The sequence below is a fragment of the Aminobacterium sp. genome, assembly GCF_034926885.1.
Taxonomy (GTDB): Bacteria; Synergistota; Synergistia; order Synergistales; family Aminobacteriaceae; genus Aminobacterium.
This window is the reverse complement of sequence record NZ_JAYFQR010000003.1, coordinates 24957-41061: the sequence shown is the minus strand read 5'-3', so window position 1 is coordinate 41061 and position 16105 is coordinate 24957. Positions and strand designations below refer to the sequence as shown.

The 16105-nt window shown below is 44.6% G+C and carries 14 protein-coding genes and 2 tRNA genes; 11 read left to right on the top strand and 5 right to left on the bottom strand.

The features are described from left to right. Positions 1-11 precede the first annotated feature (11 nt). On the top strand, positions 12-863 hold the full coding sequence (locus VB083_RS01890; protein ID WP_213691152.1) for a 4Fe-4S binding protein: 852 nt from the start codon (positions 12-14) through the stop codon (positions 861-863). Positions 864-999: 136 nt separating this feature from the next. Here VB083_RS01890 and gltX read toward each other — a convergent pair whose 3' ends face one another. Continuing rightward, on the bottom strand, positions 1000-2319 hold the full coding sequence (gene gltX, locus VB083_RS01885; protein WP_213691153.1) for a glutamate--tRNA ligase: 1320 nt from the start codon (positions 2317-2319) through the stop codon (positions 1000-1002). Between the two features lie 142 nt (positions 2320-2461). Between gltX and VB083_RS01880 the strand changes: the two genes are divergently transcribed. From VB083_RS01880 to pncA, 7 genes are all read left to right on the top strand, one after another. Then, on the top strand, positions 2462-4084 hold the full coding sequence (locus VB083_RS01880; RefSeq protein WP_213691154.1) for a putative manganese-dependent inorganic diphosphatase: 1623 nt from the start codon (positions 2462-2464) through the stop codon (positions 4082-4084). After that, complete coding sequence (polA, locus tag VB083_RS01875; protein WP_213691155.1) at positions 4081-6642, top strand: DNA polymerase I; 2562 nt, start codon at positions 4081-4083, stop codon at positions 6640-6642. Before VB083_RS01880 ends, polA begins: the two co-directional genes overlap by 4 nt. Before the next feature lie 94 nt (positions 6643-6736). After that, positions 6737-7837 (top strand): peptidylprolyl isomerase, encoded by a 1101-nt coding sequence (locus VB083_RS01870; RefSeq protein ID WP_323401682.1) that lies wholly within the window; start codon positions 6737-6739, stop codon positions 7835-7837. Between the two features lie 78 nt (positions 7838-7915). Further along, a tRNA-Ser gene (locus tag VB083_RS01865) sits at positions 7916-8005 on the top strand. Positions 8006-8165: 160 nt separating this feature from the next. Next, positions 8166-8242: transfer RNA gene (locus VB083_RS01860), tRNA-Arg, on the top strand. A 214-nt stretch (positions 8243-8456) separates the two neighbouring features. Then, entirely contained in the window at positions 8457-9125 is a 669-nt protein-coding gene (locus VB083_RS01855; protein ID WP_213699233.1) for a class I SAM-dependent methyltransferase, read from the top strand. 36 nt (positions 9126-9161) lie between these two features. Then, a complete protein-coding gene (pncA, locus tag VB083_RS01850; protein ID WP_213699232.1) occupies positions 9162-9743 on the top strand; it encodes a bifunctional nicotinamidase/pyrazinamidase in 582 nt (193 codons plus the stop codon). Between the two features lie 124 nt (positions 9744-9867). Here pncA and feoB read toward each other — a convergent pair whose 3' ends face one another. The 4 genes from feoB to VB083_RS01830 form a co-directional block, all read right to left on the bottom strand. Then, complete coding sequence (feoB, locus tag VB083_RS01845) at positions 9868-11895, bottom strand: ferrous iron transport protein B (RefSeq protein WP_307879965.1); 2028 nt, start codon at positions 11893-11895, stop codon at positions 9868-9870. Between the two features lie 3 nt (positions 11896-11898). Further along, positions 11899-12189, bottom strand: coding sequence for a FeoA family protein (locus VB083_RS01840; protein ID WP_213690509.1), 291 nt, complete (start codon positions 12187-12189; stop codon positions 11899-11901). A gap of 104 nt (positions 12190-12293) precedes the next feature. Beyond that, entirely contained in the window at positions 12294-12515 is a 222-nt protein-coding gene (locus VB083_RS01835) for a FeoA family protein (RefSeq protein ID WP_213690510.1), read from the bottom strand. Position 12516: 1 nt separating this feature from the next. Beyond that, positions 12517-13176, bottom strand: a complete 660-nt coding sequence (locus VB083_RS01830) for a DtxR family transcriptional regulator (protein ID WP_323401681.1) — start codon at positions 13174-13176, stop codon at positions 12517-12519. 235 nt (positions 13177-13411) lie between these two features. On the opposite strand from VB083_RS01830, the gene VB083_RS01825 reads away from it, so the two are divergent. The 3 genes from VB083_RS01825 to VB083_RS01815 all read left to right on the top strand — a co-directional run bounded on the left by VB083_RS01825 (position 13412) and on the right by VB083_RS01815 (position 16052). Continuing rightward, positions 13412-14299: a sulfite exporter TauE/SafE family protein gene (locus VB083_RS01825; RefSeq protein WP_213690511.1), complete on the top strand. Its 888-nt coding sequence runs from the start codon at positions 13412-13414 to the stop codon at positions 14297-14299. Between the two features lie 14 nt (positions 14300-14313). Continuing rightward, positions 14314-15297 carry an ornithine cyclodeaminase family protein gene (locus VB083_RS01820; RefSeq protein WP_213690512.1) on the top strand — a complete coding sequence of 328 codons (984 nt, stop codon included), beginning with the start codon at positions 14314-14316 and terminating at the stop codon, positions 15295-15297. A 95-nt stretch (positions 15298-15392) separates the two neighbouring features. Next, on the top strand, positions 15393-16052 hold the full coding sequence (locus tag VB083_RS01815) for a helix-turn-helix transcriptional regulator (protein ID WP_213690513.1): 660 nt from the start codon (positions 15393-15395) through the stop codon (positions 16050-16052). Positions 16053-16105: the final 53 nt, after the last annotated feature.

Sequence of the window (16105 nt, the reverse complement as noted above, 5' to 3'; positions counted from 1 at the left end):
GGGGGAGGACGATGCTTAACCGAATGTCTTTGCAGCTTTTGCGTCAATGGGTTACTAAGGTCTTTACCAATCCCTTTCCTGTGCCATCTATGCCAGACTCTCTGACTGATGCCCTCAAAGCGGCAGAAGAGGGAAAAATACAACTTCATCCTCCAGTGGAGCCGAAGGGCTATTTCAGGGGCCGAATCGATTATGACAAAGAGCGTTGTATTGGCTGCAAACTTTGTGTACGAGTGTGCCCTGCGAATGCCATAACTTACCTTGAGGATGAAAAGAAGATACAGATTCATGTCGATCGTTGCTGTTTCTGTGCTCAGTGTACGGAAATCTGCCCTGTGAAGTGTCTTACTGAATCTGACGCATTCCTGCTCTCTTCTTACGATAGAAAGGCCCAGGTCGTTGTCGATTCTGGTACGAAGAAGAAAGAAGACGAAGTGGAAGAAACTCCTGTGAAATATGAGGTCGACGAGGAAAAGTGCATTGGCTGCACAAAGTGTGCTCGCAATTGCCCCGTCAACGCTATCTCTGGCGAGTTGAAGAAACCTCATGTTATCGACAAGGATAAATGTGTAGGCTGTGGCAAGTGTGCTGAACTCTGCCCGAAGCAGGCGATTCATCAGGCTGAGGCATCTTCTGCGCCGGTTACTCCGAAAGAGGAGAAAAAGGTAGAGGAGAAACCTACAGAGAAACCTGCTGAAAAAATCGCCGAGAAGCCTGCCGAAAAACAGGAAGCTGCCCCTCAGAAAGAAGCTGCCGAAAGCAAAAAGGGCAGCAAGAAAAACGGCGGCAAGAACGGCAACAAAAATGGTAACAAGAAAAAGAACGGTAACGGAAACAACAAGAAAAACGGCAAGAAAAAATAACGAGGCACAGTGAAAATAAAGCTGTGTAGTTGCGCAGCTCGTTGCCATAACAGAACAAATAAAAAGATGGGGTTTCTAGAAGAAACCCCATCTTTTTTATGCTCTTATTTTTAACGCCACGAAGTTGTTGTAGCTCTTACGCTTCTACAAGACCGTAGTGAGCCAGACGCTGACGCACTTCGTCGCGTCCGAGATATTCAGCTACCTCAAAGATCCCCGGGCTTACCTTCACGCCAGTCAGTGCCCAACGCAGAGGCATAGCCAGCTTCTTCATTTTCACGTCTTTTTCAGCAGCCCAATTGCGTGCTAATTCCTCCATAGGCTCGGCTTCCCATGGATCTATCTTCAAGAGTTCTCCGAAGAAAGAACGAAGCATATCCTTGTCTTCCTCGGGAACATCGCTACCGTCGTAGCGCGCCTTTACAGGCTCGAAAGAAACGAAGTAATCGGAATACTCAGCGAGTTCCTTCGCTGTACGACCTCGTCCGCCCATAAGCTCCAGGGCTCCAGCAAGAAATTCTCGCGTATGTTCCTCGACAGGAAGCTGAGCTTCCTTCCAGAAAGGCTCGACCATATCGAGGCGAACCATGGGATCAAGCTCTTTAAGATGTTCCTGGTTAATATAGTTGAGCTTGTCCATATCAAAGACGGCTGCACGTCTGTTAACCCGCTTCAAATCAAAACATTTCGTGGCTTCCTCGCGGGAGAAAACCTCGCGATCGTCTCCAATTGACCAACCTAAAATGGCCAGGAAGTTAAAGACGGAGTCGGGCATATATCCCATATCTCTATATTCGTAAACGCTTGTAGCACCATGACGTTTCGAAAGTTTCTTCTTGTCTTTGCCGAGAATCATGGGAAGGTGGGCAAACTGAGGGGGCTCCCATCCGAGAGCCTTGTAGAGAAGCAACTGCTTGGGAGTATTGGAAATATGATCCTCTCCCCGAATAACGTAATTAATGCCCATGGTGTAGTCGTCGATAACTACCGCATAGTTGTAAGCTGGCATACCGTCACTCTTGATCATAACGATATCTTTAAGGGTTTCGCTCTTGACCTCAATATGACCATATACGATATCATCAAAAGCAAGAGTGATTCCTTCAGGAACCTTGTAAATAATGGCAGGACCGTCCATATAGGCCTTTCCTTCTTCAAGAAGCTGTTCAGCATACTTGCGATAGATGTCAAGGCGTTCAGACTGACGATAGGGGCCTACAGGGCCACCAATATCCGGCCCCTCGTCCCAATCAAGACCTAGCCACGTCATTCCAGACATAATTGTCTCTTCGTATTCTTTCGTGGAACGTTCTCTGTCTGTGTCTTCAATTCGGAGAATAAACTTTCCGCCTGTATGTCTGGCCCAAAGCCAGTTAAACAACGCCGTATGTCCGCCTCCTATGTGCAAAGCACCTGTAGGACTTGGTGCAAAACGGACACGTACTTCTTTGTCCATTGAAAATGCCTCCTCGTATCAAATATCAGCCAACCTTGATATTATACATGCTCTCTAAATATTTCTCTCAAACTTCTTCCTAATAATATAATATAAATAATGTAAAGGGTGTAATCTCCCCTTTCGCAGAAGGAGGTTTCGAATGAAAACAGTCTACATATTGGGGCACGTCAATCCCGATACCGATTCTATCTGCTCGGCCATTGCTTACAGTCATTATAAAAGTGCCGTCTCTAAAAATAACCGCTATATTCCTGTCCGCCTTGGTGTGCCTAATAATGAAACCAAATTCGTTCTCGATTATTTCAAGGAACCCACGCCAATCATGCTCGAAAACATTTACACACAGCTTTCAGACATACCTTTCGATGAGCCAGTAAATGTAAAAATGAAAACTCCTCTCTCTGACGTGTGGAATCTTATGTCAAAGAGTAGTATAAAGACAGTTAATGTGGTGGATGAAAAAAACCTCTTTTTGGGACTTGTCACCTTAGGTGACATAGCGAAGGCAAGCCTTGAGATGGGCGATACCTTCTCAGATGTTCAAATTCCTTTAAAAAATATAGTAAAGACGTTGAATGGAGAATTACTTTTTGCTTGCAACATGAGTTTCAATGGCAGGGTTGTTGTAGCCGGAATGGAGTCTGAAACGCTCAAAAGGCATCTTGACAGAAAGACTCTCGTCATTGTCGGTGACAGAAAAGAAATTCAAATCCAGGCTCTGCAAAGCAAAATTCACACCCTTGTCATTGCCGATGGAGCTGCTGTTTCAGACGAAATTTCATTGCTGGCCCGAGAGAAAAAAGTCAATCTCATAACGGTTCCCTACGATCTCTATTCGACAGTAAAACGCATTGCGCGAAGCGTTCCGGTGGAGTATATTGCCAGAACTGACAAGGTGGTTACCTTTGCGCTCCATGAGGAACTCGACGATATAAAAGATTCGTTGCTGAAACATAAATATCGCCATTTCCCCATTCTGCATAACAAAGTTCCTGTGGGAATGCTCTCCCGTCGCCATCTTCTTACGGCCACGGGTAAAAATGTCATTTTGGTGGATCATAACGAAAAAACACAATCCATAGAAGGGCTCGAACAGGCGCAGATACTTGAAATAATAGATCATCACCGTATCGGCAGCATTGAAACCTTTCAGCCCATTGTCTTCATCAATCGTCCTGTAGGGTGTACGGCTACCATTATATATAGCCTTTATAAAGACTCTGGTGTCGAGCTTCCTTCATCTATTGCCGGACTCATGTGCGCTGCCATTCTCTCAGACACACTCGTGTTCAAATCTCCCACATGCAGTAGTGAAGACATGGAGGCAGCGGAGGAATTGGCAGATCTGGCTAACATAGACATAGACTCATTTTCCCGCTCCATGTTCGAAGCTGGAACCTCTCTGCGCGGAAAGACGGCGGAAGAGATATTCTTCACCGACTATAAGAGTTTCAACGTGGCGGACTTTAAAATAGGCGTTAGCCAGGTTTTCTTTTACAATACACAGCGGGACTTCGATAAAAAAAGCCTTCTTGATTTTATGCAGGAATATAAAACGCGTGGTGGCTATGATATGCTTTTACTTATGTTAACGGATATTATTAATGAGGGATCCGAGTTTCTCTTTGTAGGAAACCGCGAAGAACTCATCTCCCGAGCTTTTGATATAGAAATACATGGAGAAAGCTTCTATCTCCCCCATGTGATTTCGAGGAAAAAGCAAGTGATACCCCAGTTGATAGAGTCAATTAAAAGGAGTTGAATACCCTGAAAAATAAAACGATTTTACTTGTTGATGGGCACGCTCTGGCTTTCAGAGCCTTTTACGCCCTTCCAGAACTTACGGCACCAGACGGAACGCCTACAAACGCCATTTTGGGCTTTGTCAATATGATGTTCAAAACCATTGATGAATGCCATCCCGACATGACAGCGGTTATCTTTGACGCTCCTGGCAAAACCTTTCGACACGATGTCTATCCGGAATACAAAATGGGACGTCGCCCTACGCCTGAAGAGTATAAGATACAGGTTCCCATTCTGCTGGAATTACTCCGAGCTATGGGTATAAAAGTTGTTGTCAAAGATGGGGTGGAGGCTGATGACGTTATTGCTTCCGCTGCCTGTGGCGCTACGCGCCTGGGCGTTAATGTCGTTGCACTGACATCGGATAAAGACATACTCCAGGTGCTTCAGCCTGGCGTTCGCGTCATCCGGCCTAAAAAAGGAATTACCATCTTCACCGAATATAACGAAATAACCTTTGAAGAGGAGTGGGGGTTCGCGCCGACGGCAATGCCCGACTATCTGGCACTGCTTGGAGACAGTGTCGATAACATTCCAGGGGTTCCCGGAGTGGGAGAAAAAACGGCTAAAAAGCTTCTCTCTCAATATAAATCCCTTGAAGATATTTACGATCATATAGAAGAGCTCAAACCAGGCTTGCAGAAGAAATTCTCTACGTCGAAAGAGTTGGCCTTCAAAAGCCGCGAACTCATACGCCTCAAATGCGATTTGCCTTTGACAGTTGAAGAGTTTGTTCAGACCGATGTAGATTTCGAAACCTTTGAAAACATGTGCCGTCAGTTGGGCCTGAACAAAATATTGGAGCGAGTAAGGAATTCAACGCACCACGAATCAGAAGAGCAGCCGCAACTTGAAATAGGAGAGGCTGTGGAAGGCGATCTCGAAAAGGTTCTTCAGGAAAAAGAACTCGCTCTCTACTGCGCGGCAGAAGGATCCTATCCCATGGATCTTAATAGAGCTCTCATTGTCTTGCGGGCCCAGAATGGACACTTCTGGCGAGGAGTCGTCGAGGCTCAGCATATTCCTGATTCCCTCTCGAAATGGTTGAAAACAGGCAATGTCATTACCTCAGACTATAAAACGACACAGGCATTCTTCAAAGAAGAGGTTCCATTACACGACCATGTCTGGGACGCCCAGGTTGCTCACTACCTTCTTCATCCTGACGCCAAAAGCCACGGACCGGAGCAGTGGGCGGCAGAGGCTGTTTCTGACCCAGTTGACGTTGCGGGGCAGCTCTGGAGGGTTCAAAATGAGCTTGGAAACGCTATCTCTCACTACAGTGGCCTGGAAGACCTTATGCGTCAGGTTGAGCTGCCTATCGTTCCCGTATTGTGGAAAATGGAGACGTGGGGCATTGGCCTTGAGAAAAAAACCTTTGAAGGTCTGGATACAGATTTAGAAGAACGAATTGCAGACATTGAAAATACCATCGCTGAAAAGGGCGGGGAGCGTATCAATCTCAACTCTCCCAAACAGGTAGCGTGGCTTCTCTTCGAGAAATTGCAGATGCCGCCTATCAAAGAAACAAAAACAGGCTATTCCACAGATGTTACGGTTCTTGAAGAGCTTGTAAAGATGGATCTTCCCGAGAAAATCGTTCCAGAACTTATTCTGGAACATCGCGAACTTTCTAAAATGCGCTCTGGTTTTGTCCATCCTCTCATGGGGGCCGTAAATGAAAAGACAGGATTAATTCACGGTACCTTTGAATCCACATCGACGGGAACAGGACGGTTGAGCAGCAGAGATCCCAATCTTCAGAACCTCCCTGCTTTTGGGCAATGGTCAACTCGACTCAAGGAAGGCCTGGTTCCTCGGCATGAAGGGAATGTCTATGTTGCGGCAGACTATTCACAGGTTGAACTACGTGTATTGGCCCATCTTTGCGATGAGAAGCGATTGAAATCGGCCTTTGAGGATCATCGGGATGTTCATACAGAAACGGCATCGTGGGTCTTTAACGTCGAACCGGAACTTGTTACTCCCGAACTTCGCCGTTTTGCCAAAGTTATAAATTTTGGTATTCTTTACGGTATGAGTTCCTACGGTTTGGCGGCTCGTTTGGGAATAGGGCAGCAGGAGGCGGGAGATATTATCAATAAATACTTCAAGGCCCTTCCTAAAGTAAAAGACTACGTTGAAGAAAGCTATAAAGAAGCTAGACAACGTGGATATGCCATGACCAGTTTCGGCAGAATACGTCCACTCAACGAAGTTTCTGTCAATCCGAGAGACCGGGGAGCCTTGAAGCGCATAGCCGTAAACACTCCCATACAGGGAACAGCGGCTGATATTGCCCGAATGGCTATGATCAAGTTTTTCCATCATTTCGAGGGACGCAAAAACGTTCATCTCGTATTGCAGATTCATGACTCTCTTGTGTGCGAATGCGCTGCAGAGGAACGGGAAGGCATAGAAAAAGAGCTTGCAAATGTAATGGAATCTGCGGCTAAACTTTCTGTGCCATTGAAGGTAGAGACCAAGTGGGGAAAATCCCTCGCTAATGTCTAGGTTTTTACGTAGCCTACGGGCTTGATTTTATGATAGAATACGCCGTTAGCATTTAGCATCGGTATATGTCAAGGGAGGCAGATTCGCTTTGATAATGCGTTCATTACGAGAAAATATGCGTTGGATCCTGATGGGTTTTGTGGTTGTTTTTGTGCTGTCGATTTTTGGAATGTACGGTTTCGGCGGTCGTCGTGAGTCTTCGAAAGAAGAAGGAATACGCGACTATGCGGTGGCAGAGATTAGCGGTAAAAAAGTAATGCGTTCCGCACTAGAAGCAAACGTGCGGGATTATGTAGAAAGAAATAATATAAAAGAAATTTCGTCTAACGATCTTATGGCTATTCGTCAGGCTGTTGTAGACAACATGGCCATTCAGACAGAACTTGCCAAGGCTGTGGAGAAGAGCGGCGTAAAAGCTTCCGATCAGGAAGTTGAAGACGTTGTTAAGCAGATAAGCACGCAGTTTCCCACAAAAGAGGCGTTCCAGAAACATCTTGATGATAATGGCATAAAACTTGATGCCTTGAAGGCCAGTATTCAGACGCAGCTTTCTCAGCAGAAACTTATTGAGCAGTCTGCTGGTTCCATAGTTGTAACTCCTGAAGAGGTTAAAGATTTTTATGACAAGGGCAAAACCGTTTTCTTTACACGTCCTGCAGGCAAAAAAGTTGTCTTTGCCCGTTTCGCCAACAAAGAATCGGCTGAAAAGGTGTACGAAGGACTGAAGAGCGACAGCAGCAAGTGGGATGCTCTTCTTAAAGACGTAGCCTCAGAAGATGTTAAAGAGAGCGTTCCTTATGATGCTCCTATCTTCCTTGCCGAATCGAATCTGAAAGATAAAATGGAGGGAATTAAAGACCTTCCTGTCGGTGGTGTAGCTACCCCAATAGAGATAACCAGCAACGACGTTATGGTTGTTCTCAACAAAGAGAGCATGGAAAAGAGCACCCTTTCCTTCGACGAAGTGAGTAAAGATATTAAAGCTTTACTTACGAATCAGAAAAAAGAAGAAGGACAGATGAAATATATCAACAGCCTTAAAGAAGGGGCTACCATCAAAATACTTGATCCGTCTATATTCCCACAACCAGTAGAGGAAAAGGCGGCTGAAGAAGTAACAAAGCCTGCTTCTGGCGATGAAAATGCAAGCAAAACCGAGTCTCAGACCGAAACAGAGGCAGATAAAAAGAACTAAGGCGAAAAGCTGAAATAAATGAGGTTTAAAAAGCTTGACAGAACCTGGTTCCCTTAATAGAATAGACCCCGCAGTCTTGGAGAGATGGCCGAGTGGTCGAAGGCGCTCGCCTGCTAAGTGAGTGGGGCTTTACCGCCCCCGAGGGTTCGAATCCCTCTCTCTCCGCCATTAGATAACGTAGAGCCCAGATGAATTATCTGGGCTCTTTTTTTATGCTTTGATGATTTCTTTAAAGGCGCATATATTTTCAAATATAAGGTAAAATAATGTTATTAAAGGTTGCATGAATGCTCGTTCCGTGGTAATATTTCCTGCGTTCGAGATAAACGTGCCAGTAGCTCAGATGGATAGAGCGTCGGTCTACGGAACCGAAGGTCACGGGTTCGACTCCTGTCTGGCACGCCATTTGTATATTACCGCTCTTCATGCGAAGAGCGGTTTTTTTGTTCCTTAAAACAGCCACATTAATTCTACAAACACACGTTTGACAGCTTTCTTCTCATCCCTCTATAATGTTTGCGTTCATTAAATTTCCACCTTCACGACGTTCATTCCGTACTTTTCTAGCGTCTGTACGCATGTTGATTCACCAACTTGACTATGCCATGGAGGCGATGGAATGAGTAATTATTATGCAGAAAAGCTCAATTCTATGAAATTGTTCCAAGTCTACGATACCAAGATCGACAGGGTAAAACAGTATTTTCGAGAAGAGTTGAACTTTGTTCGCCGTGATTTACATGGTTATGAACGAGTTCTGGAATTAGGGTGCGGTTACGGAAGAATCATGAAAGAGCTTGCTCCGAATGTAGGAACCCTCGTCGGTATCGACATTTCCCCAGATTCCGTCAGATTAGGAGAAGAGTACCTGAAAGATTGCCCCAATTGCGAAATAAAGGTGATGGATGCCCACAATCTTCAGTTCGACGAGCCTTTCGATATTGTCCTTTGCCTCCAGAATGGCATTTCCGCCTTAAAGGGAAAGGAAAAAAATCTTATAGATCAGAGTCTTAAAGTTCTCGTCCCAGGAGGAAAGGCGTATTTTAGCACATACAGTGCGAAGTTCTGGAATCATAGGGTGGCTTGGTTCCAAGAGCAGGCCGATAAGGGATTGCTTGGTGAGCTTGATATGGAAAAGACGAAAAACGGCCATATTGAATGTAAAGATGGATTCGTAGCCAACACATATACGTTCGAAGATTTTCAACGTTTTGCCGAAGAGAGCGGTTGCAGATACAAAATTGAAGAAGTCGATGAATCTAGCCTTTTCCTCGTGCTTCAAAAGTAGAAGGGTTTTATAATAGCCGCTAAAGGTGGTGGTTATATGTCTTTAACTACAGGAGACGCACTCATAATTGTTGATGTGCAAAATGATTTTTGTGAAGGAGGAGCATTGGCCGTTTCTGGTGGCGACGATGTTGTTCCTGTTATAAATGCCCTCTCTCGTTACTGCGAAAATCGGCATATTCCTGTGTACTTTTCCAGAGATTGGCACCCGTCAGATCATGTGAGTTTTAAGGCGCAGGGTGGCCCGTGGCCTCCCCATTGCGTTCAGAGCGAGAGGGGAGCAGCCTTCCATCCTGATTTATATATTCCTGAAAGAGCGGTCATTGTAAGTAAAGGAACCGCACCAGATAAAGACGCCTATTCAGCCTTTGAAGGAACCGATCTGCTTCATAAGCTTCGAGAGCAGTCTATATTGAGAGTATTTGTATGTGGCCTGGCTACAGACTATTGTGTAAAGAGTACGGCTCTCGACGCTTTGAACAAAGGTTTTGAGGTCTTTGTTATTACAGATGGCATGAGAGGCGTTAACGTACAGCCAGATGATAGTCGACATGCCCTTGAAGAGCTTGAAAATAAGGGAGCTTTCCTCACTACAAGTTACGAAGTAGTGGAGTCATAAAATCGAAAGATAACAGAAAAGACCTTACTGTGAAGGTCTTTTCTGTTTGTTTCTATGTCACTGGTTTTAAGGGAAATGTGGTTTTGAACGCCACACTTGGGGACAAATTTTATTCCCGAATTTATTAAAAGCCTAATAGTCGTCCGACCTGATAAACGAGAACAGATGCGCCATAGGCGATGAGAGTAGTGTACCCGACCATGAAAAAGGTCCATTTCCAACTATTAGTTTCCCTTTTGAAAGCGGCAACAGCTGCTACACATGGTACGTAAAGCAATGTCATTACAAGAAAAGCATAGGCACTTAGTGGAGTGAAAAGAGTAGGCAAAACAGCAGCTAATCCTTCTTCGCCGCCAGCTAAGAGAGTGCCCAGTGTTCCTACAACAATTTCTTTTGCTAAAAATCCAAAGAAGAGCGCTACGCCAGCTTGCCAGAAACCAAAGCCTGCAGGAGACAGAATTGGAGCAATGACGTCACCTATTTGACCAATGATGCTTTCATGAGATCCGTATTCCACCCCAAAGGGCAGACTTCCAAGTATCCAGACAAGAACAACGGCTCCGAAGATAATGGTTCCTGCCTTTTTTAAGAAGAGACCGGCCCGTTCCCATGCGCTTATTGCAACAGCTCTAACTTGGGGTAGATGATAGGGCGGCAATTCCATAACAAATTGAGAAGATTCACCTTTAAAGAGGGTGCTTCCCAGTATCTTCGCAGAGATGATTGCAATAACGATTCCCAACACGTAGAGCGAAAACACGACTGTTCCTGCGTGGGAACCAAAGAATGCCCCTGCTATAAGTAAGTAGACAGGAAGTCGGGCAGAGCAGCTCATAAAGGGTAATACTAAAAGAGTAATCATGCGGTCTCGAGGACGTTCCAGAACTCGGGTTGCCATAATGGAGGGGACATTACAGCCAAAACCCATTAACATCGGTATAAAACTCTTTCCGTGTAACCCTATAGCTCTCATGATTCTGTCCATAACGAAAGCTCCACGAGCCATATAGCCAGAATCTTCGAGAATAGCGATAAAGGCAAAGAGGATCAGGATGTGAGGAAAAAACACGATGACTGACCCTACGCCTCCAATAACGCCGTCTGCCACGAAACTTCCTGCAAGAGATGGTAATCCGGCATTTTGCATGAGGAAAGTTACCTTTTCTCCAAACATGGCAATAGCTCCGCCAAGATAATCCGCAATGGGATCGCCAATAGCATAGGTAAAGCGGAACATAAACCAGGTTATAAGAAGAAATATCGGCAGTCCCCATATTTTGTGAGTTACTATTCGATCTATTTTGTCCGAGAGAGAGAGCTCATTTTTAAGGGAAATGTCTCGCTCTACTATTTTCTGAGTGAGTGTGGAAATAAAGTTCCAGCGTCGTTCTATCACTGCTGTTAAAAGATCGTAGCCAAGCTCCTGTTCAAGTCGTTCGTTTTCTTCATCGAGAAGAGTGCGAATATGTTCGGCCTCACCGCATTTTTCAAGTACGGAAAGAATAACAGCATCTCCTTCAGCTAGTCGAAGGGCGGCCAGTTGCCGGCTCATTCCCGTCTCTCTCAACGCTACAGAGCTTATTGCCTTCGCTAGCTTTTCAAGTGATTGGTTAACAGTTTCTCCGTAGGGTATCATCAAGGGGGCTTCAGATTCCTTGGCGTCAACACGTTTCTTTACAGTCTTTATCAGGTCGTTAATTCCCTTTTTTTCTCTCGCCACAGTTGAAACTACAGGTACGCCGAGAGCTTCTTCAAGTTTCTTATGATCGATGCGAATACCTTTGTTCATAGCGATATCCGACATATTTAAGGCCACGACGAGAGATTGTCCGGCTTCGAGCATCTGTAAAACAAGATATAAGCTTCTTTCCAGATTTGAAGCGTCAACAACGGTGATAGTCAGCTTGGGTTTTGCCGTCATAAGGAATTCAGAGGCTACCTGTTCATCGATGGAAGCGGCTCCCAGACTGTAAATGCCAGGCAGGTCGACGAGTGTGAAATCCATCCCATCGTAGCTAAAGAACCCTTCCTTGCGTTCTACAGTGACTCCTGGCCAATTCCCTACATGCTGCTTTGATCCAGTTATTAAGTTAAAAAGACTTGTTTTCCCCGTATTGGGATTCCCCGCAAGTGCAAGCGTCGTGCTTCCCATCGTCTAATGGCACCCCCAGCAAGATCCACAATTTCCGCCACATTCACCGCAACCGGCTTTTTTCACTAAAATTGTTTCAGCTTCGTAAACACGCAGACTCAGCTCATAGCCCCGAAATGAAATGGATATAGGATCATTCAGAGGCGCTTTTCTTCGAATCATCAAGGGGGTTCCCGGAACTAACCCCATTTCGAGCACCTTCCGTTTCAGTTCGGCACTTCCTTCCACCTTAGAAACAACAGCAAGACTGCCAGCTGGCAATTCACTTAAGGGAAGTATTTCTGGTTTACTCAAATTCCCCACCTCTTTGTTTGATTAATAAAACTTAAAAAAGGAGCAAAAAAAAGGAGCATTGCTCCTAGCTTAGAAATAAATACCTAATGTCTGTTGCCCTTTACTTACACTTCTCTGACGAAAATGCGGTTTCCAACACCTTGTCCAAGGGCGAGACGAGTTTCTCCCACCTTCAATAAGAAGGGACCGCCTCCCGTACGGAGAACCGTAAATGTAGCGCCAGGCAGTAATCCCAATTCGGCCATTCTTTTTCTGAAAGACATTCCACCTGCCATGTTTTCAATACGCACCACCGCGCCTTCATGAACGAAATTAAGTGGCATCATCTCATTCATCCTCCTTCTTGCGTCGTACCCACACTGTAGCAGCTTCGCTGCGACGTAGAGCAATATTCATGCCTCGCGTTTCAAACTCTATAGGGTCTCCCAGGGGAGAAGACTTTACCATTTCTATTTCTGATCCAGGAACCAGCCCCATTTCAAGCAATCGCTTGCGGAGAGATCCTTCAGATGTAACTCTGTTGATAATACCCTTCATGCCGGGCTTGAGCGTGACAAGGGGACACGGAAGACGGGAAGGGTCATCCATTTCACTTTGCAGCTCTTTGAGCCATGTAGCACCTTCACGCTGCGCCCGGCAGAAGAAATCTGTTAAGGCCAGCAATCGGCCGTCGGTTTCGTCGTCCATTTCATGTTCCATAATGCATGCCAGATCCCATGCTTTATCTTTTCCAAAACCGAGCAGCTCGGTAAATAGAAAATAGAGATGGGTATGACGCCTATACACGCTTAAAGCACGCTCTCTTCCTGTTTCAGTAAGAGCTACGGCGCCATAAGGCTCATGGTCGAGCATGTCTGCTTCGACAAGCTTTTTCACAGCAGAAACAACAGTGCCTTTCGTTACCTTCAATCGTTCGGCAAGCTCTGTCACTGTGGCTTCATGCCCATGAATTTCAAGAGAAAAAATTACTTCAAGATAATCTTCTATTCGAGCGGAGACTATTTTGATCGCCCTCCCTGTTATTTCTAAAAAAGTTTATTCCATCAAACATTATTTGTCAAGGGAATCTTATTACTTTAGTAGTGTATCAGAAAAAGCGTCCTTTTTAGAAAATATCAACATAAAATTGTGATATTGACAATAATGTTGAATTCGGATACAGTGTCTTGTGAACGTGATAGATATAACTATCTGTCGAACCAATCGAAAGGGAGTGAACGTAGTGGTTAAGGTATTACTCGTATTAATCGCACTTGTGAATGGTCTTTATGCTTTTCGATTTGCTTCAGACTTTTTGAAGCATAGAAAAGAAGCATGGGCAGAGCCTGGAAACAATCTCTTTCTAGCTGTCTGGGGGGCAGTGGTGTTCTTTCTTTCTACTTTTGGCATTTCCGATTTTGCTCTTTCGACAATTTTGTATCGTGCAAAAAAATTCGTTAGTGATACGAAGTTGCCGGGAACCCTTAATACTCAGTGCGCTATACCTGTAGCTGTTATGGCTCTTGCATATATTTCGACAATTCGCGTTGACACAATAACTCTCGTATCGTGTATTGTCGCTCAAATGATTGGCGCCTATGTGGGGCCACGATTTGTTGTCAAACTTCCCGCCGGCACAATCAGAAAGTTTATGGGAGCTGGTCTTGTTGTAGCAGCTATGTTTATTCTTGCCGGTAAATTTAATCTTGTTCCTTCTGGTGGCGATGCCGTTGGACTTACTGGTTCCAAGTTGATAATCGCCGTTGTCCTTCTCTTCATTTATGGGGCTTTAAATAATGTAGGTATTGGTTCCTATGCTCCTACGATGGCTACTATTTACGCACTTGGAGTCAATCCTGCAGTAGCTTTCCCCATTATGATGGGAGCATGCACATTCTCAGTTCCTATGGGTGCTATGGAGTTTGTTCGCCTTGGACAGTACGGACGTAAAATTACGTTTTTCTCCAGCGTTTTCGGAATCATAGGAGTCTTGGCAGCAGTCTTTATTGTAAAAAGTCTCAATCTTTCCATGATCCAGTGGGTTGTTGCAGCAGTAGTTCTTTATTCTGGCGGAAGTATGTTGTACGAAGAATTATTTAAAGCTAAGAAACTGTGTGAAAGCGAAGCATAGGGGAGGGGTTTCGTATGTTATTGATTTCTCGCGAGGATATTTTAAAAGTATTTACAATGCGTGATGCCATCGAGGCAGATAAACAGGCTTTCGTAACTCACTATAAAGGCATGAGTGATGTGCCTCTGCGAACAAATTTTTCGTTGAAAGATGGTCAGAGTCTTTTCATGTCTGCTTATGCTAAGGATATTAATGCCTGTGGGGTTAAGATTGTCTCTGTCTATCCTGAAAATAGTAAAAAAGGTTTACCGGCAGTTCCTGCAACTATGGTATTGCTTGATGGAGAGACAGGTCTTGTTTCAGCTATTATTGAAGGAACCACTCTTACCCAGATGAGAACAGGCGCTATTGCCGGTGCTGCTACAGAACTCCTTTCGAGAGAAGATTCTACTGTAGGTGCCTTGTTTGGAACAGGCGGACAGGCTGCTTCTCAATTGGAAGCTCTGTTAACAGTTCGTCCTTTAAAAGAAGTGAGGGTATTCGATATTGATATAGACCGCTCGCAGGCTTTTGTTGATGCTCAGAAGGCTTTATCCGAAAGATTCAATGCGAAGATCAGAGTTGCTAAATCTCCCGACGAAGCTGTTGAAGATGCTGATGTTATTACTGCTGTTACAACATCTAGGCACCCTGTTTTTGACGGTAAAAAGATAAAAGAAGGTGCCCATGTCAACGGTGTAGGTGCATATACGCCAGAAATGCAAGAACTCGATTCTGCTCTTATCGAGAGAGCCGATAAAATTTTTGTTGATAATAAAGAGGCTGTTTTGGCAGAAGCTGGAGATTTTATCATCCCAACGAGGGAAGGTAAATTTTCAGAAGACAGAATTCACGGAGAACTTGGTGCCCTTATAGAAAATGACGTGAAAGGGCGAGAAAGCAATAGCGAAATCACGCTCTTTAAAACTGTTGGTTTTGCAACACTTGATGTTGTAGCTGCCTATACAATTTATCAAAGGGCAAAAGAAGCCGGAGTTGGTCAAGAAATACGTTTGTAAAAAAGAAGCAGACTATGATAAGAAACGTATCGTGATAAAATGAAAGAGCGGAGAAATCCGCTCTTTTTTTGTTTAGTAGAGAGGATCGGTGTGTAATGAATAAAAAATGTCATCCCCTTTTAGTTCCATTCATTCCGCTAGTAAAAATGTTAGAACAGACTTTAGGTTCTGACTATGAAGTGGTTCTCCATGATGTATCAGAGGGTGAACACAAAATAATTGCTATAGCCCACGGGGAACTGACAGGACGAACAGCGGATTCTCCTCTTACTGACTTTGGTGAGTATCTGCTTGAAAGCAGCGACTATAATAACGTTGATTTTATTTCGAATTACCCCTCTCATGCCCCTGATGGACGAGCTATGCGTTCGAGTGTAAGTATTATTCGGGATGATAATACTAAAATAATAGGCTTTTTATGCATAAACTACGATATGACGCGGGCAAGAATGCTCAAAAGCCTTTTTGAAGAACTCACGTGTACAACAGCCTTGTCGTCGCCGAGCATTCAGTCTGAAACCTTTGTGCCTTCTTCTGAGTCTCTGCTTAAAGAAATGTTAGAAGAAACTCGGGCTCAACGTGGAGGAAGACCGTTACGATATACGACGAAGCAGGAAAAACTTGAAATTTTACAGTCTCTCGAAGAAAAGGGATTCTTTAGTCTTAAGGGTGCTGTGGAAACGCTCTGCAAAGAACTTGGGAAGAGCCGTTTTACCGTTTATGGTTATCTACGGGAGATTCGCAATAACAAATAAAAGCGGAACATTTCACCTCGTTTCGCTCTCAATACATTTACACTACAATTGGC

Bases quoted from the DNA above. Each gene is read 5' to 3' on its own strand.
- VB083_RS01890 (WP_213691152.1), top strand. From the start codon at position 12: ATGCTTAACCGAATGTCTTTGCAGCTTTTGCGTCAATGGGTTACTAAG.
- gltX (WP_213691153.1), bottom strand. From the start codon at position 2,319: ATGGACAAAGAAGTACGTGTCCGTTTTGCACCAAGTCCTACAGGTGCT.
- VB083_RS01880 (WP_213691154.1), top strand. From the start codon at position 2,462: ATGAAAACAGTCTACATATTGGGGCACGTCAATCCCGATACCGATTCT.
- VB083_RS01870 (WP_323401682.1), top strand. From the start codon at position 6,737: ATGCGTTCATTACGAGAAAATATGCGTTGGATCCTGATGGGTTTTGTG.
- VB083_RS01855 (WP_213699233.1), top strand. From the start codon at position 8,457: ATGAGTAATTATTATGCAGAAAAGCTCAATTCTATGAAATTGTTCCAA.
- pncA (WP_213699232.1), top strand. From the start codon at position 9,162: ATGTCTTTAACTACAGGAGACGCACTCATAATTGTTGATGTGCAAAAT.
- feoB (WP_307879965.1), bottom strand. From the start codon at position 11,895: ATGGGAAGCACGACGCTTGCACTTGCGGGGAATCCCAATACGGGGAAA.
- VB083_RS01835 (WP_213690510.1), bottom strand. From the start codon at position 12,515: ATGATGCCACTTAATTTCGTTCATGAAGGCGCGGTGGTGCGTATTGAA.
- VB083_RS01820 (WP_213690512.1), top strand. From the start codon at position 14,314: ATGTTATTGATTTCTCGCGAGGATATTTTAAAAGTATTTACAATGCGT.
- VB083_RS01815 (WP_213690513.1), top strand. From the start codon at position 15,393: ATGAATAAAAAATGTCATCCCCTTTTAGTTCCATTCATTCCGCTAGTA.